A 21,794-nucleotide genomic window follows, 5' to 3' on the forward strand; every position below is an offset into this window, starting at 1 on the left:
GCCGCGGGCGCGGGTTCAAGTATGGCGCATCGGGTCAGTGGGACCCCCCACCGCGTCCGCCCAGCAGCCGCTCGACGTACTTGGCCAGCACGTCGACCTCCAGGTTGACGGGGTCGCCCGCGCCCAGTCCCCCGAGGATCGTGTCGGCGAGCGTCGTGGGGATGAGGGACACCTCGAACCACGGCTCCGGCTCGTCCGCGGCACTGACCGCCGAGACCGTCAGCGAGGTCCCGGAGACGGTGATCGACCCCTTCTCGACCACGTACCGGGCGAGGTCACCCGGCAGCGAGATGCGCACGACGTGCCAGTGCTCGTGCTCGTCGCGGCTGATCACGTGGCCTGTGCCGTCGACGTGGCCCTGGACGATGTGACCGCCGAACCGGGCGTCCGCGCGCATGGCGCGTTCCAGGTTGACGGGGTCGCCCGGTGACAGTGCACCGAGTGCGGTCCGGTCGAGCGACTCGGCCATCACGTCCACCTCGAAGTACTCCCCCGGCTCCCAGCCGGTGACGGTCAGGCACACCCCGTTGACGGCGATCGAGTCACCGTGGTGGGCGTCCGAGGTGACCAGGGGCCCCCGTATGCGCAGGCGCGCGGAGTCGCCGGTCGTCTCGACCGAGTCGAGGGTTCCGAGCTCCTCCACGATTCCGGTGAACATCAGCGGGGTCCTCTCGTCGGTGCGGTCAGCGTGGTCGCGGTGGCGGGTCGTGCCAGGCCGGGTCGTGTCAAGCGCAGGTGGACGTCGTCGCCCAGGACGGTGGTCCCGCGGATCCGGAAACCGTGGGCGGCCGCGAGCGTGTCCACCCCGGCTCCGGAGACCGCCGACCGCCCGGCGCCGAGCACCAGGGGCGCGAGGTACGCGTCGATCTCGTCGACGAGTCCGGCGGCGAGGAACGCCCCCGCCAGCCTGGGGCCGCCCTCGACGAGGACGTGGGAGACCTCGCCGAGAAGTCCCAGCGCCTCGGCGGGATCGCGGGTGGCCAGGTGTCGGAACCGGCCGTCGGTGCCGCGCACCGTCGCGTCCGCGGGCACGGGGCTCAGCCCCATCACCGCCCGGAGGGGCTGGCGGGGGGCGGGCCGGCCGTCGTCGGTGCGGGCGGTCAGCGCGGGGTCGTCGGCGCGCAGCGTTCCGGTACCGACGACGAGGGCGTCGATCTCCTGTCGTCTGGCGTGGGCGTGGCGGCGCGAAACCGGCCCGGTGATCCACTTACTCGACCCGTCCGCAGCCGCTACCCTGCCGTCCAGACTCGCCGCGTACTTCCAGGTGACGAGGGGGCGGCCGTGGTCCTGACGGTGGAGCCACGCCCTCAGCGGGCCGCTGCGGGCGGCGCTCACCTCGTCGTCGTCGGCTCGTGCCACCTCGACCCCCTCGCGCCGCAGGGTCCCGGCTCCGCCGGACGCCACCGGATTGGGGTCGGACACCGCGTAGACCACGCGGGCGAGCCCGGCGGCGACGATGCGGGAGGTGCACGGACCGGTGCGCCCGTGGTGGTCACACGGCTCGAGGGTGACCACGATCGTCCCACCGCGCGCGCGGTCCCCGGCGGAGTCCAGCGCCACCACCTCGGCGTGCCGTCCGCCCGGGGCCTCGGTCGCGCCGATGCCCACGACCTCTCCGGCGGCGTCGAGCACCACCGCACCGACCGGCGGGTTGGGGGTGCACACCCCCAACGCGGAGGCGGACACGGCGATAGCCCGGGCCAGGGCGTCCCGCTCGCGACGACGGTCGGCGGGGTCGGCCCCGCCCGTCGCTGATACCCCGGGCCCGCTCGGCACCCCGGGCCCGTTCGGGCCCTGTGGCACTTCCGGCACGTCCGGCACGTCCGGCACCGTCACGCCCGCGCGGCGAGGGCCCCGGAGCGCAGGGTCCCGATCATCGCGTCGGGATCCGGGGCACCGTAGACGGCCGAACCGGCCACGAACACGTCGCACCCCGCCGCCGCGCACTCGGCGATCGTCCCCGCGTCGATGCCACCGTCGATCTGGATGTGCACGTCGAGGCCACGGCGGTCGATCTCGGCGCGCAGCGTGCGGACCTTGTCCAACACCCCGGGCATGAACTTCTGGCCGCCGAAGCCGGGCTCGACGCTCATCACCAGGACCAGGTCCACGTGGTCGAGCAGGTCGAGGTACGGCTCGACGGCGGTTTCGGGCTTGATGGAGATACCCGCCTTGCACCCCCTGGCGTGCAGCAGGTCGGCGACGGCCTTCGGGTCGTCGGTGGCCTCCACGTGGAAGGTGACGTTGAACGCGCCCGCGTCCACGTAGTCACCGACCCAGCGCGCCGGGTCGGTGATCATGAGATGGCAGTCCATCGGCTTGTCCGTGACCCTCCCGACCGCCTTCGCGACCGGCGCACCGAAGGACAGGTTGGGCACGAAGTGACCGTCCATGACGTCCACGTGGATCCAGTCGGCGGACGGGATGCGCTCGATCTCGCGGTCCAGACGGGCGAAGTCGGCGGACAGGATCGACGGCGCGATGAGCGGCTGGTACGACATGACGACCAGTCTAGGCGGGCCCGTCCGGGCTGCTCCGCCGACATGGGACGGCGGCCCGCGGACCGGTCAGTCGACGGAGCCGGTGACCGAGGTCAGGAACTCGAGCTGGTCGGCGATGATGCGCTCGAAGTGCGGGTCGACGTAAGGGTCGAAGTGCTCGCACGGGTACTCCAGGTAGCGGCCGCGCGGGATCCGCTGCGCCGCCCGACGCGCGGTCGCCGCGGGGGTGATGGCGTCCTCCGTCGCGATCTGCACCAGCGTCGGGCAGGTGATCCGCCGCGTGTGCCGCATCGGCGAGTAGAAGCCAATCCGTGCCAGGATCCGTGCTGCGACGTCGTCGCGGAATTCACTGCGGCGCAGTCCCGAGTCGGCCGCGAGCCGATTCACCGCGGGATCGGCGTCCGGACTCGTCATGACCGCCGTGTCCCCCGGTCGTCCGACGAGACGCACGTACCGGGGCTCGCGACGCCGGAGCGAGCGCCACAGGTCGTCGACGATGGCCGGGCCGAGTCGGAGCGCCGCCGCGAGCCCCGTCGCCCTGACCGCGGCCGGACCGCTCACATGCGGGACCTGGGCGATGACTCCCGCCAGCCGCTCCCCCGTGCCGGCGAGGGTGAGGACGTGACCTCCCGAGAACGACGTGCCCCACGCGATGACGCGGTCCGGATCGACGCCGGGCAGCGACCGGGTGAAGGCCAGGGCTGACCGCCAGTCGTCGAGTTGGCGGCCGATGTCGAGGAGTTGCCGGGGTTGTCCGTCGCTGGCGCCGAAATGCCGGTAGTCGAAGACCACCACGACGAAGCCGGCGTCCCGGAAGCGCTCGGCGTACGCGGGTAGGCGCAGGTCCCGGATGCACCCGAAGCCGTGTGCCATGACGATGGCCGGCGCGGGGGTGGCCGGCGCGGGAGTGGCTGGTGCCGGGGAGGCCGGTGCCGGGCCTGCAGGTTCGACCGACGGCGCGTCCGGGCGGTAGACCCAGGCCGAGCACCGTACCCCGTGCGAGCTGAACTGCGCGTCCTCACGCATCGTGACCCCGTCGAAGTGCCGCCATGAACATCGCGTCTGTGCTGTGCCGGTGCGGCCACAGTTGCACCCACGGGCCGTCGCCCAGTCCGTCGACCGGACGGCCGACCACCTCCGCGAGGATGTCACGCACGTCGAGGAGTTCGACGTCGTCACGCCGGGCGGCTTCGCGGATGACCGACACTGTCTCCGAGAGGTGGGGCGAGCAGGTCGCGTACAGCACCACCCCGCCCGGTCGGACCAGACGCAGGGCCGACTCGAGGAGTTCGCGCTGGAGCGTGACCAGGCCCGGGATGTCGGCGCTGGTCTTGCGCCACCGCGCCTCGGGTCGACGGCGAAGTGCGCCGAGGCCGGAACACGGGGCGTCGAGTAATACCCTGTCGAACCCCGGCTCCAGACCCGGGTCGCGTCCGTCGGCCGTGTGCACGGTCACCGGCAGGTCCTTGGTCGCGCCGCGGACCAGGTCGGCGCGGTGCTCGGAGATCTCCACCCCGGTGAGCGTCGCCTGCTCGATCTCCGCCAGCGCGCCCAGCAGGACCGCCTTCCCGCCGGGCCCGGCGGCCAGATCGAGCCACCTCCCGGAGTCCGGACCGCCCAGGGGGGCGCGGGCGGCGGCCAGCGCCACGAGCTGGCTGCCCTCGTCCTGGACCGCCGCGAGCCCTTCTCGTACGGCGTCGAGCGTTCCGGGGTCCCCGGAGTCCAGGTGGACCGCGTACGGGGACAGCTCACCCTCCGTACCGCCGGTGATCAGTGCCAGTTCCTCGCCCGTGATGGCACCGGGGCGGGCGGCCAGGTGGACCTTCGGCCGGGCGTCGTCGGCGGCGAGCAACTCGGGAAGCTCCCCGGCGGCGGCGCCGAGCGAGTCCGCGAACGCGCGGGCGATCCACTCCGGGTGCGCGGTGCCGATGGCCATCCGAGCCACCGGGTCGGTCACACCGTCACGCAGCGCGTCGACCCAGGAGTCGAGGTCGCGGGCGGCGACCTTGCGGAGGACCGCGTTGACGAACCCGCCCGCCCGGCCCAGGCCGGCGGTGCGCGCGGCCTCGACGGCGGTGTCGACGGCGGCGTGCGCACCGATCCGGGTGAACAGCAACTGGTAGGCGCCCAGCCGCACGAGATCGAGGACCGGCGGGTCGATCTCCTCGACGGGCCGGGACGCCGCGAGCACGATCACCCGGTCGAGCAGTCCCTGTGCGCGGAGCGTGCCGTAGGTCAACTCCGTGGCCAGCGCCGCGTCGCGTGTGTCCAGCTTGGCGCGGCGCAGTTCCGCCGGCAGGGCCAGGTTGGCGTAGGCGGCGCGTTCCCGCACGGCCGCCATGACCGCCAGCGCGACGGTCCTGGCGTCGGGACGGGGTTGCTTCTGCTGTTTCTGTTGTTTCTGCGGCCGGGTGTCCGGACGTCGCCGGCGGTCCGACTGCGGGCGGTTGCCTCCACCGCTCTTCGGGCGTCCCTGTCCGCCCCCGCGGCGGGGATCGGGCCCCTGCCCGCGGCCCTGTCGGTCGTCGGCGCTCACTCGAACACCGCGCCCTCGTCGAGCCGGGCGCCGCGCACCCAGTCCAGCGCGTTCATCATCTTCTTGCCGTGGGGCTGGATGGTCTCGATCGCCATCGGTACCGTCGCGGTGCCCACGAGGAACGACCGCTTGTCCCACGAGATGAGTCCGGGCCCGAGGTCCGTGGGCGCGTCCTCGGCGGGGCGGGCCGAGCCGATCTTCACCCGTTCGCCGCCGAGCGTCGTCCAGGCGCCCGGCGCAGGGGTGACCGACCGGATGTGCCGGTCGACGGCCAGGGCGGGATCGCTCCACCGCACCCGCGCGTCGTCGACCGTGAGCTTCGGTGCATGGGAGGCGCCGTCGGCCGGCTGGGGAACCGCGCGGAGCTCTCCCGACTCGATCCCGTCCAGGGTCGCCGCGAGCAGCCCGGCGCCGGACACCCCGAGTCGGCCGAGGAGGTCCCCGGCCGTGTCGCGGGGCCGGACGGTCTCGGTCATCGTCCCCAGGACCGGGCCGGTGTCCATGCCCTCGTCCAGCAGGAAGGTGGTCGCGCCGGTGACCTCGTCACCGGCGGCGACGGCGGCGTTGACCGGGGCGGCCCCCCGCCATGCGGGGAGCAGGGAGAAGTGCAGGTTGATCCACCCGTGGGTGGGGATGTCGAGGACGGGGCGCGGAACGAGGTGGCCGTAGGCGACCACCGGAACCGCGTCGGGTGTCAGCGCGCGCAGTCGCTCCGCGAACTCGGGGTCGCGGGCGTTCGGCGGGGTGAGGACCTCGATGCCCGCTGCGTCGGCCGCGGCCGCCACGGGGCTGCGGGACAGTCCCCGACCGCGGCCGGTGCGGGCGTCGGGACGCGAGACGACGGCGACGACCTCGTGACGGTCACTGTCGAGCAGCGCCTGCAGGGAAGGAACGGCGACCTCCGGGGTGCCGGCGAAGACGAGACGCACTTCTCACCTCACCGCCATCGCGTCGGAGAGCGTGTCGTAGATGACGCCGCCGCTGACCGCGGCGCTGCCGAACCAGCTGGCCGAGCGGACCTCGGCCATCGCCTCGCGACGGCGCTCCGGGGTGAGGCGCTGCAGGAACAGCACCCCGTCCAGGTGGTCGGTCTCATGCTGGACGGCGCGGGCGAGGATGCCCTCGGCCTCGAAGCTGACGGGTGCGCCGTGCACGTCCACACCGCGCGCCCGGACGCGGGCGAACCGCTCGGTGGGCAGGGAGATCCCGGGGATGGACAGGCAGCCCTCGTTGACGTGGGTCCTCTCCTCGCCGATCGGCTCCCACTCGGGATTGACCAGGTGACCCTCCCGCCCGCCGCAGCTGTAGACGAACACACGGGTGGACAACCCGATCTGGGGCGCCGCGAGCCCGGCACCCTCCTCGTGCGCGACGGTGTCCATGAGGTCCGCCACGGTGCGTGCCAGCCTGTCGTCGAAGGAGGTGACGGGGTCGGCGGGGGTCCGGAGGACCGGGTCGCCGAAGAGCCGGACGGGATGGACGGACATGCGTATGGGTCTCCTGGCAGGCGTCGGTGCTGAACGGCCATTCTAGGCGCTCCGTCGGCGTGCGCCGTCGTCGGCGGTCGGCCGGACGCACGGCGGGGCGGTCAACCGATGTGGACGGGGTCCAGACGAACCCGGACCGAGTGGCTGTGGCGGCGTCCGGAACGCCGGAGGACCAGTGCCCGGAGCTCCGCCGCGACCTCGGCGAGGACGGGCGGGGGCACCCGGAACAGCACCCGCTCCGGGTCCTCCACCTCGTCATGACCGGGGAGCTCCTCCCCGGCGGGCAGATCCACCGGACCCAGTACCTCGACACTGTCCGTGAGGCGGAAGTCCTCGAGGACCTCGGCGAGCGCGGCGGCCGGCCCGTCGACCGCGATCATGTGCACCGCCGGCGGGAACCCGACCTCGGCGCGGTCCGCGAGTTCGCGCTCCGCCCAGCCCTGGGGATCCCACCGGACCAGCGCCTGGGCGACCGCGGACTCGGATTCGGCGGACAGGAACACCCTGCCCCCCTCGTCGGCGGGACGGACGAGACCGGCCGCCCCGATCCACAGGCGCAGGGCGTGCTGGACGGCCCGCAGGTCGGGTCGGCCGAGAAGCGCCCACGAGTCCAGGAGCAGTGCGGCCCCGTACCCGCCCTCGGCGACGGGTTCCGCTCCCGGGGTGGCGACGATGATCGCCGGGCTCGCGGGCACGGTGTCCAGGATCTCCCCTCCCCCGCTCGTGCGGATCCGGACACCGGGGAACATCCGGCCCAGCTCTTCCGCGGTGCGGCCTGCCCCCACCACCCCGGCCCGCAGCGCCCGCGATCCGCAGGCCACGCAGCGGAAGCTCGGCTCGGGGGCCCCGCACCACCCGCACGCCAATTCCACCGGCCCGTGGACCTCGTCCATCCGCCCGGCGCGGAGCGGGCCGTTGCACCGGCGACACCGCGCCGGGGTCCGGCACGACCCACACAGCAGCGTGGGGATGTACCCCTTGCGGGGCACCTGTACGAGGACCGGGGCGTCCACGTCGATCGCCTCCCGGGCCATCGTCAACGCCACGGCGGGCAGCCGCGTGCGGCCCCCCGCGACGTCGCGGGCCTGCACCGGGTCGGCGTCGGTCACGGCGACCACGCGGGGCGCGAGCTCGCGGGTCAGTCCGGGGCGCGGGCGGATCTCGTGTGCCCACCCGGAGCGGACGTACTCGGCGACCTCGGGGGTCCGGTCCACCGACGACAGCAACAGGGGTACGCCCTCGAGGGCCGATCGCTGTGCGGCGACGTCACGCGTGTGGGGATACGGGGCACGCGGCTCGACGAACGAGTCGTCCCCGTCGTCGTGCAGCACGATGAGACCGAGTTCGGGCAGGGGGGCGAAGACCGCGCTCCGGGTGCCCACGACGATCCGGGCGTGGCCGCGGATCGCCCGCAACCAGCGTCGGTACCGGGCGGACGGCCCGACCCCGGCGGACAGATCCGTGACGAGGTCCCGACCGGCCGCGCCGCCCCCGACTACCTCGCGACAGGCCGCGGTGAGACGGTCGACGTCCCGCTGGTCCGGGACGATCAGGAGTACCTGGAGCCCACGACGGCGCAGGGAGTCGGCGAGGGTCGCCAGGGCACCGGCCCAGTCCCGGCCCGGTGGGACCGTCCACACCCCGCGGGCGGGGACGGCGCCGGTCGCGGCCTCGAGGAACCTCGCGACCATCGGGTGGTCGCCCCACCCCTCCGGCATCTCTACCGGCCCCACCGACACTCCCAGGGGCGGCCCCGGCTCGGGAACGGACTTCTCGGCGGCGGCGTGGCGCGGCGGGATCGCCAACCGGATCACGTCCGAGCGCATACCCACCCACCGCCGTGCGACCAGGTCGACCAACCGGAGCAGGTCCGGGGTGAGGACGGGCTCGGGTGACACGACCCGCTCGAGCCAGGCGAGTTCCCCCTGGTGATCGGTCTGCCCGCGCCGCTCGACGAGGAAACCGTCGACCAGCCGCCCGGCGAACCTCACCCGCACCCGCACCCCCGGGACCGCCTCGGCGGAGAGGGACTCGGGGACCAGGTAGTCGAACTCCCGGTCGAGATGGAAGACCCCGAGCAACGGCAGGACCCGGGCCACGGGGGCATCGGCCGCCGCGACCCGGGTCGCTGGGCGCGTGGTGGTCACGTCCGGAATACTCGCACCCCGCTACGACACACGGGGCGGCAGCGTCAGAGTCCGGCGGCCTGCTTGAGTTCGTCGACGCGGTCGGTGCGCTCCCAGGGCAGGTCGATGTCGGTGCGGCCGAAGTGTCCGTAGGCGGCCGTGGGGGCGTAGATCGGACGCTTGAGGTCCAGGTCGCGGATGATCGCGCCGGGCCGCAGGTCGAACACCTCGGTCACCGCCTGCTGGAGCCGGTCGATGTCGACCTTCTCGGTACCGAACGCCTCGACGAACAGTCCGACCGGGGCGGCCTTGCCGATGGCGTAGGCGACCTGGACCTCGACGCGCTCGGCCAGGCCGGCGGCGACGATGTTCTTGGCGACCCAGCGCATGGCGTAGGCGGCGGAGCGGTCCACCTTGGACGGGTCCTTGCCGGAGAAGGCGCCGCCACCGTGGCGGGCCATGCCGCCGTAGGTGTCGACGATGATCTTGCGTCCGGTCAGGCCGGCGTCGCCCATCGGGCCGCCGAGGACGAACCGGCCGGTCGGGTTGACCAGCAGCCGGAAGTCGGCGGTGTCGATCCCGCCGGCGGCCTCGGCCAGGACCGGGTCGATCACGTGCTGCGTGAGGTCGTCGCGCAGGGTGGTCTCCAGGTCGATGCCGTCGGCGTGCTGGGTGGAGATGACGATGGTGTCCAGCCGGACCGCGCGGTCGCCGTCGTACTCGATGGTGACCTGGGTCTTGCCGTCCGGGCGCAGGTAGGCCAGCGTGCCGTCCTTGCGCACCTCGGTCAGCCGCCGCGAGAGGCGGTGGGCCAGCGCGATGGGCAGTGGCATGAGCTCGGGGGTGTCCGAGCAGGCGTAGCCGAACATCAGGCCCTGGTCGCCGGCACCCTGGCGGGCGATGGCGTCCTCGACCGAGTCGCTGGAGGTGCGGGCCTCGTGGGAGGTGTCCACGCCCTGGGCGATCTCCGGCGACTGCTGCCCGATCGAGATCGACACGCCGCAGGAGACGCCGTCGAAGCCCTTGTCCGAGGAGTCGTAACCGATCTCGACGATCTTGTCGCGGATGAGCTGCGGGATCTCGACGTAACCGGTGGTCTTGACCTCGCCGGCCACGTGGACCATGCCGGTGGTGACCATCGTCTCCACGGCCACTCGGGCCGCCGGGTCCTGCTCCAGCATCGCGTCCAGGATCGAATCTGAGATCGCGTCACAGATCTTGTCCGGATGCCCCTCGGTCACGGACTCGCTGGTGAACAGCCGACGTGCCTGCGTCACAGTGGTTCTCTCTTCCATGGTGGGATCGCGTGTGATCGTTGCCGATCGCGTGGGGACAGACTAGTCGGTGCGGTCTGCGTCACTCCGCCCGGTCCGCCCGCGAGCGATCCCCACGATCGCGTCGAGTAGACGGTCGGCCAGGAGGTCCTTGCTGGCGCGCTCGAGGGCCGTCTCGCCGCCGCCCGAGTCGAGGATCCAGCCGCCGTTGACGTCCTGTCCGAAGGTGGTGTCCCGTCCCACCTCGTTGACGACGAGGAGGTCGCACCCCTTCCGGGCGAGCTTGGCGCGGCCGTGCTCGAGGACCGTGCCCGACGCGTCCCCGGTCTCGGCGGCGAAACCCACGAGCACGCAGTCGGCCGGGACGTCCCCCGCCGCACGCGCGGAGACCAGGTCGGCGAGGATGTCCGGGTTCCGCCGGAGGCGGATTTCCGCGGGCTCCGATCCGCTGCCCTTCTTGAGCTTGGAGTCGGAGACGTCGGTCGGCCGGAAGTCGGCGACGGCGGCGGCCTTGACGACCACGTCCGCCCGCGCGGCCGCGCGCAGCGTCTGCTCCCGCAGTTCAAGGGCGGACTCGATGTGGACGACCTCGACGGCGGGCGGGGTCGGCAGATCGGAGGACGTCACCAGGGTCACCCTGGCACCCCGGGCGGCGGCCACCGCGGCGATCGCGTGGCCCTGCTTGCCCGAGCTGCGGTTACCGAGGAAGCGCACGGGGTCGATCTCCTCACGGGTACCTCCGGAGGTGACGACGATGCGCGTGTCGGCGAGGTCCCACGGCAGTGATCCGCCGTCGAGGAGGAGCCGGGCCAACCGCGCGATGTCGGCGGGCTCCGGTAGACGCCCCGCGCCGGTGTCGGCGCCGGTGAGCCGGCCGGACGCCGGCGGCATGACGTGGATGCCGTCGCCCCGGAGGGTGTCGACGTTGCGACGCGTCGCGGGGTGCTCCCACATCTCGGTGTGCATGGCCGGGGCGAGGAGCACCGGGCACCGCGCGGTGAGGAGTGTGGAGGTGAGGAGATCGTCGGCGCGCCCGCTCGCCGCGCGGGCCAGCAGGTCCGCGGTGGCGGGAGCGACGACGACGAGGTCCGCCCGTTGCCCGAGGGCGACGTGGCGGACCGAGGGCATGTCCGAGAACACCCCGGTGGACACCGGGTTCCCGGACAGCGCCTCGAAGGTGGCGGACCCGACGAATCGCAGGGCCGCCTCTGTGGGGACGACGTCGACGTGGCATCCGGACTCGGTGAGCAACCGGATGAGGCCACATGCTTTGTAGGCGGCGATCCCGCCGCCGACTCCGACGACGACGCGCGGGCCGCGCATGTCGTCCCCGGAGGGGCTCACTCGCCCTCGGCGCAATCGAGCAGGTCGGAGTGCAGCTCACGCAGCGCGATGGTCAGGGGCTTCTCGTGCAGCCCCGGGTCGACCAGCGGGCCGACGTACTCGAGGATGCCCTCCTCGATCTGGTTGTAGTACGAGTTGATCTGGCGCGCCCGCTTGGCGGCGAAGATCACGAGTGCGTACTTCGAGGACGCCCGCTCGAGCAGCTCGTCGATCGGGGGGTTCGTGATGCCGATCGGGGTGTCGTACAGCGGGGTGGCCGCTGCGGCTTCGGTGGTGGCCACTATGGGTTCTCCTCTGGGGTACTGCCTGGGGTCGGTGTCGTCGATGACACCCTGGTGACGCTGGGCTCGCCGCTAGTCGCGGCCGACCAGCAATGATACCAACTCGTCCACGGCCTTTTCGAGTTCGTCGTTGACGACGACCTCGTCGAACTCTCCGCGGGCCTCCATCTCGACCTTCGCGGTCTCGAGTCGGCGGTCCACCACGTCCTGCGGTTCGGTGCCCCGGCCACGCAGCCGGACCTCGAGTTCCTCCCACGACGGCGGGGCGAGGAACACGGTCCTGCCCTCCGGGATCGACTCGCGGATCTGGCGCACCCCGGCGAGGTCCACCTCGATGAGGACGGGTCGTCCCGCCTCGAGCGCGCGGTGCACCGGATCGGCGGGGGTCCCGGAGAGCTGCAGTCCGCGGTGGATCTCCGCCCACTCCAACATCCGACCCTCGGATACGGCTTTCCGGAAGTCCTCGGTGGACACGAAGGAGTAGTCGCGGCCGTCGACCTCCCCGGGCCGCGGGTCCCGTGTGGTCATCGACACGCTGAAGTAGAGGTCGGGGACGCACTCGCGGAGACGGGCGACGACGGTTGACTTCCCGACGGCGGAGGGGCCGGCCAAGACGATCAGCCGGCCCCTCTTCGCCGTCGTCTCCGGGGTGACCCCGGATGACGGTGTGTTCATGCGTCGATCAGTCGACCGTGAAGTCGAACCGCTCGAGCAGTGCGCGACGCTGGCGGTCACCGAGACCACGCAGACGACGCGTCGGCGCGATCTCGAGCTCGGTCATGATCTCCTGAGCCTTGACCTTGCCGACCTTGGGCAGGGCCTCGAGCAGCGCCGAGACCTTCATCTTGCCGAGGATCTCGTCGCTCTCGGCATCCTTGAGCACCTGCTTGAGGTCGGTGCCGCCACGCTTCAGGCGCTCCTTGAGCTCAGCCCGGGCGCGACGGGCGGCAGCCGCCTTCTCCAGAGCAGCAGCGCGCTGCTCATCGGTCAACTGGGGAAGGGCCACAATTCCTCCGTCTCGTTCGTGTGTGTCTCATGACTCACGCGGATGTCCACCGTAGGACACCCCCGCCTGGTGTGCGGTGACCGGCCCCGGCGCGTCCGCGGGCTGCGGAACACCTCCGGGAGCGGGCGCTCCCTCGTGCTCACCGTACCCGGGCGGTTCCGCCGCCCCCGAGGGGGACTTCCACGGCTCCGGGCCTGATGACCTCAGCAACAGTACGCGGCCGACCGGCCGGGTACCAGACGGGGTCCCGCTGTGGCACCCCGTCTGATCTGCGCATTGACGGTTCGAGGTTGTATGGCACCCTAGCGCCGCCCGTCCTGGGGCGCGACGCGAACCGCCCGATTCCCGCGAGCCCGGCTCCGGGCGGCCGTCACCGGTGGGACGCCGGTACACCCGTGTGGAACGCGGCGACTCAGGAGTCGTCGGAGAACCTGTACTGTGCGGCGAGTTCGACGACCGTCGCGCGCATCGCGTCGACGTCCGGCCCGGTGCGGAGCACGTGCCGCGAGACGTTGACCAGGGTGAGCGGGAGCGCGGGCCCGGCGATCCTGCGGACGTCGGCCAGGGTGCCGCCCTGCTCCCCCACCCCGGGCATGAGGACCGGGCCGGAGAGCTCGTCGAGCCTGGGGGGGTCGGTCACCGTCGCCCCGACGACCACGCCGAAGGGCCCCGGTGCACCATCCCCGACGCGGGCGTTCCGCCGGGCCACCTCGTCGACGACGGACTGGGCGACCGTGCCGGCGGGGCCCGCCGAGCCCTGCAGGGGCCCGGCCTCGGGGTTGGAGGTCCGGGCCAGGACGAACAGGCCCCGGCCGGTGGAGGCCGCCGTCTCGAACGCCGCGTCCAGTGCGCCCACCCCGAGGTACGGGGACACCGTGAGCGCGTCGCAGGCCAGCGGGGACCCGTCCCGCAGCCACGCGCGGGCGTACCCGGCCATGGTGGAGCCGATGTCGCCGCGTTTGGCGTCGGCCACCGACAGCGCCCCGCGCTCGCCGATGGCGGCCAGGAGCTCCTCCAGGACCCGGAACCCGGCGGACCCGTGCTCCTCGAAGAACGCCACCTGGGGCTTGACCGCGGGGACCAGGTCACCGAAGGCCTCGAGAGACCGCCGCGAGAACTCCGCGACGCCCGCCACGTCGACGCCCAGGCCCCACGCCTCCAGCAGCGCCGGGTGGGGGTCGATGCCCACGCAGAGGTTGCCCCGCTCGGCGACCGCCCTGCGCAGGCGGGCACCGAACGGGGGCGCGGTCGGCGTCACCGCGCCGCGTACCCGGCGTGCAGCTCCTGCAGGGGGCTGACGCTGACGTCGCCGCGCAGCATGGCCTCGATCCCGTGGACCGCCGCGGTGGCGCCCTGGACGGTGGTCACGCAGGGCACGCGGCGGGAGATCGCCGCGGACCGGATCTCGTGGCCGTCGGCACGGGTGCCCCCGGTCGACGAGGCGATGTTGAGGATGAGGTCCACCTCGTCGGCGTTGATGCGGTCGACGATCGTGCGGATCGGCCGGCCGTCCTCGTCGACCGGGCCGGTGCCGGACTCGGTCAGCTTGGCCACGGTCTCGCAGGCGATGCCGTACCGGCGGAGCATGAGCGCCGTGCCCTCGGTGGCCAGCACCGTGAACCCGAGCGCCGCCAGCCGCTGGGCCGGGAACACCATCGACCGCTTGTCCCGGTTGGCCACCGAGACGAACACCGTGCCCGACAGCGGCAGCACGCCGTCGGCGGACAGCTGGCCCTTGGCAAAGGCCACGGCGAAGTCCGGGCCGATGCCCATGACCTCACCCGTCGACTTCATCTCCGGGCTCAGCAGGGACTCCACGGTGTCGCCCTCCGGGGTGCGGAACCGGTTGAACGGCAGCACCGCCTCCTTGACGGCGACGGGGGCGTCCGCGGGAAGGGAGCCGCCGTCCCGGTCGGACGGGAGCAGCCCCTCCGCGCGCAGGTCGGCGATCGACTCGCCCAGCATGATGCGGGCACACGCCTTGGCCAGGTGCACCCCGGTCGCCTTGGACACGAAGGGCACCGTCCGGCTGGCCCGGGGGTTGGCCTCGAGGACGTAGAGCACGTCGTCCTTGAGGGCGTACTGCACGTTCATCAGGCCCTTGACGCCGATGCCCATGGCCAGCGCCTCGCTGGAGCGGCGGACCCTGTCGATGTCGTCCTGTCCGAGGGTGATCGGCGGCAGCGTGCACGCGGAGTCGCCGGAGTGGATGCCGGCCTCCTCGATGTGCTCCATGACGCCGCCCAGGTACACCTCGGTGCCGTCGCACAGGACGTCGACGTCGATCTCCACGGCGTCGTCGAGGAAGCGGTCCACCAGCACCGGACGGTCCGGACTGATCTCGGTGGCGCGGTCGATGTACGAGCGCAGGGAGCCCTCGTCGTAGACGATCTCCATGCCCCGGCCGCCCAGCACGTAGGACGGGCGCACCAGTACCGGGTACCCGATGTCGGCGGCGATGGCGGTCGCCTCGTCGGCGTTGATCGCGGTGCCGAACGCCGGGGCCGGCAGCCCCGCCCGGACCAGCACCTCACCGAACTCGCGGCGGTCCTCGGCCAGGTCGATCGCGGACGGGCTGGTGCCCACGATGGGCACGCCGGCGGCCTCGAGCTGCGCGGCCAGCCCCAGCGGGGTCTGGCCACCGAGCTGCACCAGCACCCCGGCGACCGTGCCGGACTCGGACTCGGCGTGGTAGACCTCCATGACGTCCTCGAACGTCAGGGGCTCGAAGTACAGCCGGTCGGCCGTGTCGTAGTCGGTCGAGACCGTCTCCGGGTTGCAGTTGACCATGACCGTCTCGTACCCGGCCTCGGACAGCGTCAGGGCGGCGTGCACGCAGGAGTAGTCGAACTCGATGCCCTGGCCGATGCGGTTGGGCCCGGAACCGAGGATGATCACCTTCTCGCGCTCGGTCTGCGGGGCGACCTCGGACTCGGCGGCGGGGTCGAGCTCGTAGGTCGAGTAGTGGTACGGGGTCTTGGCCTCGAACTCCGCGGCACACGTGTCGACCGTCTTGTAGACGGGCCGGATCCCCAGCCGGTGGCGCAGGCGCTGCACGCCCTCGGCACCGGCGAACTCGGGCCGGAGGGCGGCGATCTGCGCGTCCGACAGACCGTTGTGCTTGGCCCGACGCAGCAGGTCCGCGCCCAGCACGGCGGCGTCGACGATCTCGCGGCGCAGGTCCACGAGCTCGGCCACCTCCTCGAGGAACCACGGGTCGATGCCGGAGGCCTCGTGGACCTGCTGGACCGTCGCCCCCAGGCGCAGCGCCAGCTCGACGTCGTACATCCGGCCCTCGGTCGGACGGACCAGGTCGGCGAGCACCGCATCCACGTCGGTGGAGCGCCCGGGTGCGATGGTCTCGTCGGGCAGGGTCCAGAATCCCGAGGCTTTGGTCTCCAGCGACCGCATGACCTTGCCGAGGGCCTCCCGGTAGTTGCGCCCCAGGCTCATGGCCTCGCCCACCGACTTCATGGTGGTGGTGAGGGTGTCGTCGGCACCCGGGAACTTCTCGAAGGCGAACCGGGGCGCCTTGACCACCACGTAGTCGAGGGTCGGCTCGAAGCACGCGGGGGTCTCGCCGGTGATGTCGTTGGTGATCTCGTCGAGCGAGTACCCGATGGCCAGCCGTGCGGCGATCTTGGCGATCGGGAAGCCGGTGGCCTTGGAGGCCAGCGCGGAGGACCGCGAGACCCGGGGGTTCATCTCGATCACGACCAGGCGGCCGTCGACGGGGTTGATGGCGAACTGGATGTTGCAGCCGCCGGTGTCCACGCCCACGGCGCGGATGATCGCGATGCCAAGGTCGCGCATGTTCTGGAACTCGCGGTCGGTCAGCGTCATCGACGGCGCGACGGTGACGGAGTCGCCGGTGTGCACACCCAGGGCGTCCACGTTCTCGATCGAGCAGATCACGACGACGTTGTCCTTGTTGTCGCGCATCAGCTCGAGCTCGTACTCCTTCCACCCGAGGATGGACTCCTCGATGAGGACGTTCGCGGTCGGCGAGGCGGAGAGCCCGCCGCCGGCGATGCGCTCGAGGTCCTCGGTGGTGTAGGCCAGACCCGAGCCCAGGCCGCCCATGGTGAAGGAGGGCCGGACCACGACCGGCAGCCCCAGCTCGGCGACGGTGGCATGGACCTCCTCCATCGTGTGGCAGACGGCGCTGCGGGCCGACTCGCCGCCGACGCTGGCCACGATGTCCTTGAAGGTCTGCCGGTCCTCGCCGCGGTTGATGGCGGGGATGTCCGCGCCGATGAGCTCGACCCCGTGCTTGTCGAGGAGCCCCTGGGCGTCCAGCTGCATGGCCGCGTTCAGTGCGGTCTGCCCACCGAGGGTCGCGAGCACCGCGTCCACCGGGTGGCCGTCGGCGGCCTCCTTGATCAGGATCTTGTCGATGAACTCGGGCGTGATGGGCTCGACGTAGGTGGCGTCGGCGAACTCCGGGTCGGTCATGATCGTGGCCGGGTTGGAGTTGACCAGGGTCACACGCAGGCCCTCGGACTTGAGCACGCGGCACGCCTGGGTGCCCGAGTAGTCGAACTCGCAGGCCTGGCCGATGACGATCGGCCCGGAGCCGATGACGAGGACGTGGTTGATGTCTGTGCGCCGGGGCATCAGTTCGAACCCTTTCTGGAGTCTGCGGAGCCGAGGTCGGAGGATTCGAGCAGGCTGACGAAGCGGTCGAAGAGGTCGGCGGCGTCCCGGGGGCCCGCCGCGGATTCGGGGTGGTACTGGACGGAGAAGGCGCTGCCGTCGACCAGGGCGACGCCCTCGACGGTGCCGTCGTTGGCGCACACGTGGGTCACGGCGGCCGTGCCCCACGGGGTCTGCCAGGTGTCACCCTCCGGGGCGCGCAGTGCGAATCCGTGGTTCTGGGAGGTGATGGCCACGGCGCCGGTGGCCTTCTCGATCACCGGGATGTTGATGCCGCGGTGCCCGAACTGCATCTTGTAGGTCTCCAGCCCCAGAGCCCGGCCGAGGATCTGGTTTCCGAAGCAGATGCCGAAGAAGGGGATCCCCTGGCCCAGCACCTCCTTGGTGAGGTGTACCGCGTGGTCGGCCGTCGCCGGGTCGCCCGGACCGTTGGACAGGAACACCCCGTCGACGCCGAGGTCGAGGATGTCCTGCAGCGTCGAGTCGGCGGGCAGGACGTGGACGCGGACCCCGCGCTCGGTGAGCATCCGGGGGGTGTTGGTCTTGATCCCCAGGTCCAGTGCGGCGATCGTGTAGGACGCCTCGCCCTCCGGCTCCACCACGTAGGCCTCGCGCGTGGAGACCTCGTCGGACAACGACGCGCCGGCCATGGACTCCTGGGCCCGGACCGCGGTGAGCATGGTCTCGTCGTCGGTCAGGTCGTCGCCCGAGAAGATCCCGGCCTTCATGGCCCCGAGCTCCCGGATGTGGCGGACCACGGCGCGCGTGTCGATACCGGCGATGCCGACCACGCCCTGGGCGGCCATCTCGTCTTCGAGGCTGCGGCTGGACCGGTGGTTGGAGGGCTGTCGCGACAGGTCGCGGATCACGAAGCCGGAGACCCAGATCCGGCCCCCGCGGGCCTCACCGTCGAGGAGGGACTCGCCGTCCTCGTCGTTCCAGCCGGTGTTGCCGATCTGCGGGGCGGTGGCCACGACGATCTGCCGGCAGTAGGAGGGGTCGGTGAGGGTCTCCTGGTAGCCGGACATGCCGGTGGTGAACACGGCCTCCCCGAGGGTGGTCCCGGTCGCGCCGAAGGAGGTGCCGCGGTGGATGCGTCCGTCCTCGAGGACGAGCGCGGCGGGTTGCGGGCCCGCCTGCGGCGCGGGCGTGGTGCTGTGCGGTGTCACTGGTTCTCCTCGGTGGTGGAGCTGGAGTCGGTGGGCGTGTCGGAGGGGTCGGCGTCTCCGCGCAGCGCCTCCCAGCGGGGGTAGGTGTCCTTGTCGTCCGCCCGGAAACCGGAGTCGACGAGCGTTCGGCCGTCGGTGCCCGTCACCTGCCATCGCGCGACGAGGATGCCGCCGCCGGGCACGGTCTTGTTGGCCAGCGCCGAGGCGCGGCGCACGTCGACGAGGTCGGCGCGGGGGATCCACACGACGGCGTCGGCCAGCTCGAGGCGTATGCCGCCGGTGTGGGCGGTCAGGGTGCCGGCGGAGCGGTGGCCGAGGGGCGGGCGGGCGATCCGGGCCTGCCAGTCCCCCGCGACGGTGCTGCCGATGTACACACCGGTCAGCGGCCCCAGGACGATCTCGCCCGGGTCGGCGGGCGGGGTGGGGAGCTCGTCGAAGAGCCCGGCCTGGGACCGGCTACGGTTCCGCCATCCCAGCGTCATCAGACCGATCAGCGCGAGCAGCACGGCGATGACGATGATGACGGTCCAGTAGTCCTGGGTCATGCGAGTACCTCTCCGTCGCGGGTGGTCAGGCGGCCCCGGTACACGGTGCCGACGACCCTGGCCGCGAATGTCATTCCCTCGTAGGGGGTGTTGGCGGACAGACTTGCCAGCGCGTCGCCGACGACGGTCCACGGGGAGTCGGGGTCGACGACGACGAGGTTCGCGGGCTCCCCTACGGCGATCGGTCGCCCCTGGTCCGACAGGCCGGCGATCTCGGCGGGCCGGGTGCTCATGACACGGGCGAGGTCCCGCCAGGTCATGTCCCCGGTCTCGACCAGCAGGGCGGCGACGATCGGCAGGGCGGTCTCGAGTCCGAGCATGCCCGGCCGGGCGGCGGCGAACTCGCAGCACTTCTCCTGCGCGGCGTGCGGGGCGTGGTCGGTGGCGACGCAGTCGATCACGCCGGACCTCAGCGCCTCGCGCAGCGCGAGGGTGTCGTGTGCCTCGCGCAGGGGCGGGTTGACCCGGTAGACGCCGTCGTAGGTCTCGAGCCGGGAGTCGTCGAGGAGCAGGTGGTGCGGGGTGACCTCGGCGGTGATCGAGATCCCCTGGTCCTTGGCCCACCGCAGCAGTTCGACGGTGCCGGTCGTGGAGGCGTGGCAGATGTGCACGCGGGCGCCGGCGTCGCGGGCCAGGATCGCGTCCCGGGCGACGATCGATTCCTCCGCCGACCGCGGCCATCCGGTCAGTCCCAGGCGTGCGGCGTGGGGCCCCTCGTGGGCCACGGCGCCGCCGGTGAGCCGGGGTTCCTCGGCGTGCTGGGCGACGAGGACGCCCAATCCGGCCGAGTACTCCAGGGCTCGACGCATCACCAGCGGGTCGTGGACGCACATCCCGTCGTCGGAGAACACCCTGACGCGGGCCTCCCCCGCGGCCATCTGCCCCATCTCGGTGAGCTGCTCACCCTGGAGACCCACGGTGACGGCGCCGACGGGGTGCACGTCGCACAGTCCGACCTCGCGGCCGATCCGCCAGACCGAGTCGGTCACCGTCTGGTTGTCCTGCGGGGGCTGGGTGTTGGCCATGGCGAACACCGCCGTGTACCCCCCGCGGGCCGCGGCGGCAGAACCCGAGGCGATGGTCTCGGTGTCCTCGCGACCGGGTTCACGCAGGTGGGTGTGCAGGTCGACGAACCCCGGCAGCAGTACGGCGTCGTCCGCATCGAGGACCTCGGTGTCCGGCGCGGACAGGTCCACGGACCCGCCCGCGTCCGGACCGATCGCGGCGACGACGCCGTCGCGGACGAGGACGTCGACCGGGTCGCCCTCGCCGTAGGGACGCACCCGCCGTAGCAACAGGGTCGGTGTGTGGGGGGCGCTCACTCAGGGGTTCCTTCCGCCGTGACGAGAGTGTGGAGCAGGACCGACATGCGCACGTGCACGCCGTTGGTGACCTGCTGGAGGATCGCGGAGGACGGCGCGTCGGCGGTGTCGAAGCCGATCTCCATCCCACGGACCATCGGACCCGGGTGCAGGACCACGACGTCGTCGCGGAGCCGGGCGGCGCGCGTCGGCCCGAGCCCGTAGCGCACCGCGTATTCGCGGGCAGACGGGAAGAACCCACCGTTCATCCGCTCGGCCTGGACGCGCAGCATCATGACGGCGTCCGCACCGTCCAACTCCGCGTCGAGGTCGGTCGACGCGCGGACCGGCCAGCCGTCGACTCCCACCGGGAGCAGGGTCGGCGGGGCGACGAGGACCACCTCGGCGCCCAACGTGGACAGCAACAGGGCGTTGGACCGGGCGACGCGCGAGTGCAGGATGTCCCCGACGATCACCACCCGGCGTCCGTCTATCCCGCCGAGGCGTTCACGCAGGGTCATGGCGTCGAGCAGGGCCTGGGTGGGGTGCTCGTGCATCCCGTCACCGGCGTTGATGACCGACGGGCCGACGCCACCCGGCGCGACCCACCCGGCGATCTGCTGAGCGGACCCGGAGGCGGGGTGACGCACGATGAGGGCGTCCGCGCCGATGGCGGTCAGGGTGAGCGCCGTGTCACGCAACGACTCGCCCTTCTGGACCGAGGAGGCACTGGCGGAGACGTTGATGACGTCCGCGCTCATCCACTTGCCGGCCGTCTCGAACGACACCCGCGTGCGGGTGGAGTTCTCGTAGAACACGGTGAGGACGGTCTTGCCCCGCAGTGTCGGCAACTTGCGGACCTCGCGACCGAGGAGCGTCTCCTTGAGTCGTTCCGCCTCGTCGAGGATGGACAGGGCCGAGTCGCGGTCGAGGTCGGCGGCCGAGAGCAGGTGCTTCATCTCGTCCTCTCCGCGTCCGGACGCCGCAGGACCACGGCGTCGACCCCGTCGACCTCGGTGAGCCGGACGGACACCCCCTCGTCGCGGGAGGTGGGGACGTTCTTGCCCACGTAGTCGGCCCGGATCGGCAGTTCACGATGCCCGCGGTCGACCAGCACGGCGAGCTGGACCCGCGCCGGTCGACCGAGGTCGCGCAGGGCGTCGAACGCCGCGCGGATGGTCCGGCCCGAGAACAGGACGTCATCCACGAGGATCACCGTCGCGCCGTCGATCCCGGCCGACGGGACCCGCGTGGGGTTCATCGGCCGGTGCGGGCCCACGGCGAGGTCGTCGCGGTAGAGCGTGACGTCGAGGGCCCCGGCGTGGACGTCCGCGCCGCTGAACTCACGGATCCTCTCGGCGAGTCGGGCGGCGAGCGGCACCCCGCGGGTGGGGATTCCGAGCAGCACCACGGGGCCCGAATCGGGCGCGTCCGCAGCAGTGCGTTCGATGATCTGATGTGCCAGGCGGGACACCGTCCTGGCGACGTCGTCGGACGTGAAGAGTGACACCGAGTTCTCTTGCGAACCGTCAGCGCTCACCGATCACCACCTCCTTGTCCGCCTCGCT

General features: G+C 72.3%; 20 protein-coding genes. All 20 read right to left on the reverse strand.

Translation table 11 applies throughout. The features are described 5' to 3' along the window. Positions 1-34: 34 nt before the first annotated feature. Entirely contained in the window at positions 35-658 is a 624-nt protein-coding gene (locus AB5G72_RS08750; protein WP_067716372.1) for a riboflavin synthase, read from the reverse strand. After that, a complete protein-coding gene (gene ribD / locus AB5G72_RS08755; protein ID WP_120284297.1) occupies positions 658-1,704 on the reverse strand; it encodes a bifunctional diaminohydroxyphosphoribosylaminopyrimidine deaminase/5-amino-6-(5-phosphoribosylamino)uracil reductase RibD in 1,047 nt (348 codons plus the stop codon). The genes AB5G72_RS08750 and ribD overlap by 1 nt, the downstream gene beginning before the upstream one ends. Before the next feature lie 128 nt (positions 1,705-1,832). After that, entirely contained in the window at positions 1,833-2,501 is a 669-nt protein-coding gene (rpe, locus tag AB5G72_RS08760; RefSeq protein WP_440221432.1) for a ribulose-phosphate 3-epimerase, read from the reverse strand. A 66-nt stretch (positions 2,502-2,567) separates the two neighbouring features. Further along, positions 2,568-3,527, reverse strand: coding sequence for an alpha/beta hydrolase (locus AB5G72_RS08765; protein ID WP_440221433.1), 960 nt, complete (start codon positions 3,525-3,527; stop codon positions 2,568-2,570). Then, positions 3,520-5,037: an RsmB/NOP family class I SAM-dependent RNA methyltransferase gene (locus AB5G72_RS08770; RefSeq protein WP_440221434.1), complete on the reverse strand. Its 1,518-nt coding sequence runs from the start codon at positions 5,035-5,037 to the stop codon at positions 3,520-3,522. The genes AB5G72_RS08765 and AB5G72_RS08770 overlap by 8 nt, the downstream gene beginning before the upstream one ends. Beyond that, positions 5,034-5,966: a methionyl-tRNA formyltransferase gene (fmt, locus tag AB5G72_RS08775; protein ID WP_185950491.1), complete on the reverse strand. Its 933-nt coding sequence runs from the start codon at positions 5,964-5,966 to the stop codon at positions 5,034-5,036. Before fmt ends, AB5G72_RS08770 begins: the two co-directional genes overlap by 4 nt. A 3-nt stretch (positions 5,967-5,969) precedes the next feature. Continuing rightward, entirely contained in the window at positions 5,970-6,524 is a 555-nt protein-coding gene (gene def / locus AB5G72_RS08780) for a peptide deformylase (RefSeq protein ID WP_185950490.1), read from the reverse strand. Positions 6,525-6,625: 101 nt separating this feature from the next. Beyond that, a complete protein-coding gene (locus AB5G72_RS08785) occupies positions 6,626-8,671 on the reverse strand; it encodes a primosomal protein N' (protein WP_185950489.1) in 2,046 nt (681 codons plus the stop codon). Positions 8,672-8,715: 44 nt separating this feature from the next. Further along, positions 8,716-9,927 carry a methionine adenosyltransferase gene (gene metK / locus AB5G72_RS08790; protein ID WP_181694370.1) on the reverse strand — a complete coding sequence of 404 codons (1,212 nt, stop codon included), beginning with the start codon at positions 9,925-9,927 and terminating at the stop codon, positions 8,716-8,718. Positions 9,928-9,987: 60 nt separating this feature from the next. Further along, positions 9,988-11,268 carry a bifunctional phosphopantothenoylcysteine decarboxylase/phosphopantothenate--cysteine ligase CoaBC gene (gene coaBC, locus AB5G72_RS08795; protein WP_440221435.1) on the reverse strand — a complete coding sequence of 427 codons (1,281 nt, stop codon included), beginning with the start codon at positions 11,266-11,268 and terminating at the stop codon, positions 9,988-9,990. Further along, positions 11,265-11,549: a DNA-directed RNA polymerase subunit omega gene (rpoZ, locus tag AB5G72_RS08800; RefSeq protein ID WP_061228655.1), complete on the reverse strand. Its 285-nt coding sequence runs from the start codon at positions 11,547-11,549 to the stop codon at positions 11,265-11,267. Before rpoZ ends, coaBC begins: the two co-directional genes overlap by 4 nt. Before the next feature lie 72 nt (positions 11,550-11,621). Next, the gene (gmk, locus tag AB5G72_RS08805) at positions 11,622-12,224 is read right to left on the reverse strand and encodes a guanylate kinase (protein WP_440221436.1); all 603 of its coding nucleotides are present in this window, start codon (positions 12,222-12,224) and stop codon (positions 11,622-11,624) included. Positions 12,225-12,231: 7 nt separating this feature from the next. Then, the gene (mihF, locus tag AB5G72_RS08810; RefSeq protein WP_007631925.1) at positions 12,232-12,555 is read right to left on the reverse strand and encodes an integration host factor, actinobacterial type; all 324 of its coding nucleotides are present in this window, start codon (positions 12,553-12,555) and stop codon (positions 12,232-12,234) included. A 412-nt stretch (positions 12,556-12,967) separates the two neighbouring features. Beyond that, entirely contained in the window at positions 12,968-13,813 is an 846-nt protein-coding gene (pyrF, locus tag AB5G72_RS08815; RefSeq protein ID WP_440221437.1) for an orotidine-5'-phosphate decarboxylase, read from the reverse strand. Next, the gene (gene carB, locus AB5G72_RS08820; protein WP_185950487.1) at positions 13,810-17,172 is read right to left on the reverse strand and encodes a carbamoyl-phosphate synthase large subunit; all 3,363 of its coding nucleotides are present in this window, start codon (positions 17,170-17,172) and stop codon (positions 13,810-13,812) included. The genes pyrF and carB overlap by 4 nt, the downstream gene beginning before the upstream one ends. Then, positions 17,172-18,380, reverse strand: coding sequence for a glutamine-hydrolyzing carbamoyl-phosphate synthase small subunit (carA, locus tag AB5G72_RS08825; RefSeq protein WP_067717951.1), 1,209 nt, complete (start codon positions 18,378-18,380; stop codon positions 17,172-17,174). Before carA ends, carB begins: the two co-directional genes overlap by 1 nt. After that, positions 18,377-18,925 (reverse strand): PH-like domain-containing protein, encoded by a 549-nt coding sequence (locus AB5G72_RS08830; RefSeq protein ID WP_067717949.1) that lies wholly within the window; start codon positions 18,923-18,925, stop codon positions 18,377-18,379. The genes carA and AB5G72_RS08830 overlap by 4 nt, the downstream gene beginning before the upstream one ends. Beyond that, positions 18,922-20,247 carry a dihydroorotase gene (locus tag AB5G72_RS08835; RefSeq protein ID WP_440221438.1) on the reverse strand — a complete coding sequence of 442 codons (1,326 nt, stop codon included), beginning with the start codon at positions 20,245-20,247 and terminating at the stop codon, positions 18,922-18,924. The genes AB5G72_RS08830 and AB5G72_RS08835 overlap by 4 nt, the downstream gene beginning before the upstream one ends. Then, positions 20,244-21,185 carry an aspartate carbamoyltransferase catalytic subunit gene (locus AB5G72_RS08840; protein WP_067717943.1) on the reverse strand — a complete coding sequence of 314 codons (942 nt, stop codon included), beginning with the start codon at positions 21,183-21,185 and terminating at the stop codon, positions 20,244-20,246. Before AB5G72_RS08840 ends, AB5G72_RS08835 begins: the two co-directional genes overlap by 4 nt. Further along, on the reverse strand, positions 21,182-21,766 hold the full coding sequence (gene pyrR, locus AB5G72_RS08845; RefSeq protein ID WP_440221439.1) for a bifunctional pyr operon transcriptional regulator/uracil phosphoribosyltransferase PyrR: 585 nt from the start codon (positions 21,764-21,766) through the stop codon (positions 21,182-21,184). Before pyrR ends, AB5G72_RS08840 begins: the two co-directional genes overlap by 4 nt. Positions 21,767-21,794: the final 28 nt, after the last annotated feature.

This window comes from Dietzia sp. MNB45 (assembly GCF_051994785.1).
GTDB classification, from domain to species: Bacteria; Actinomycetota; Actinomycetes; order Mycobacteriales; family Mycobacteriaceae; genus Dietzia; species Dietzia kunjamensis.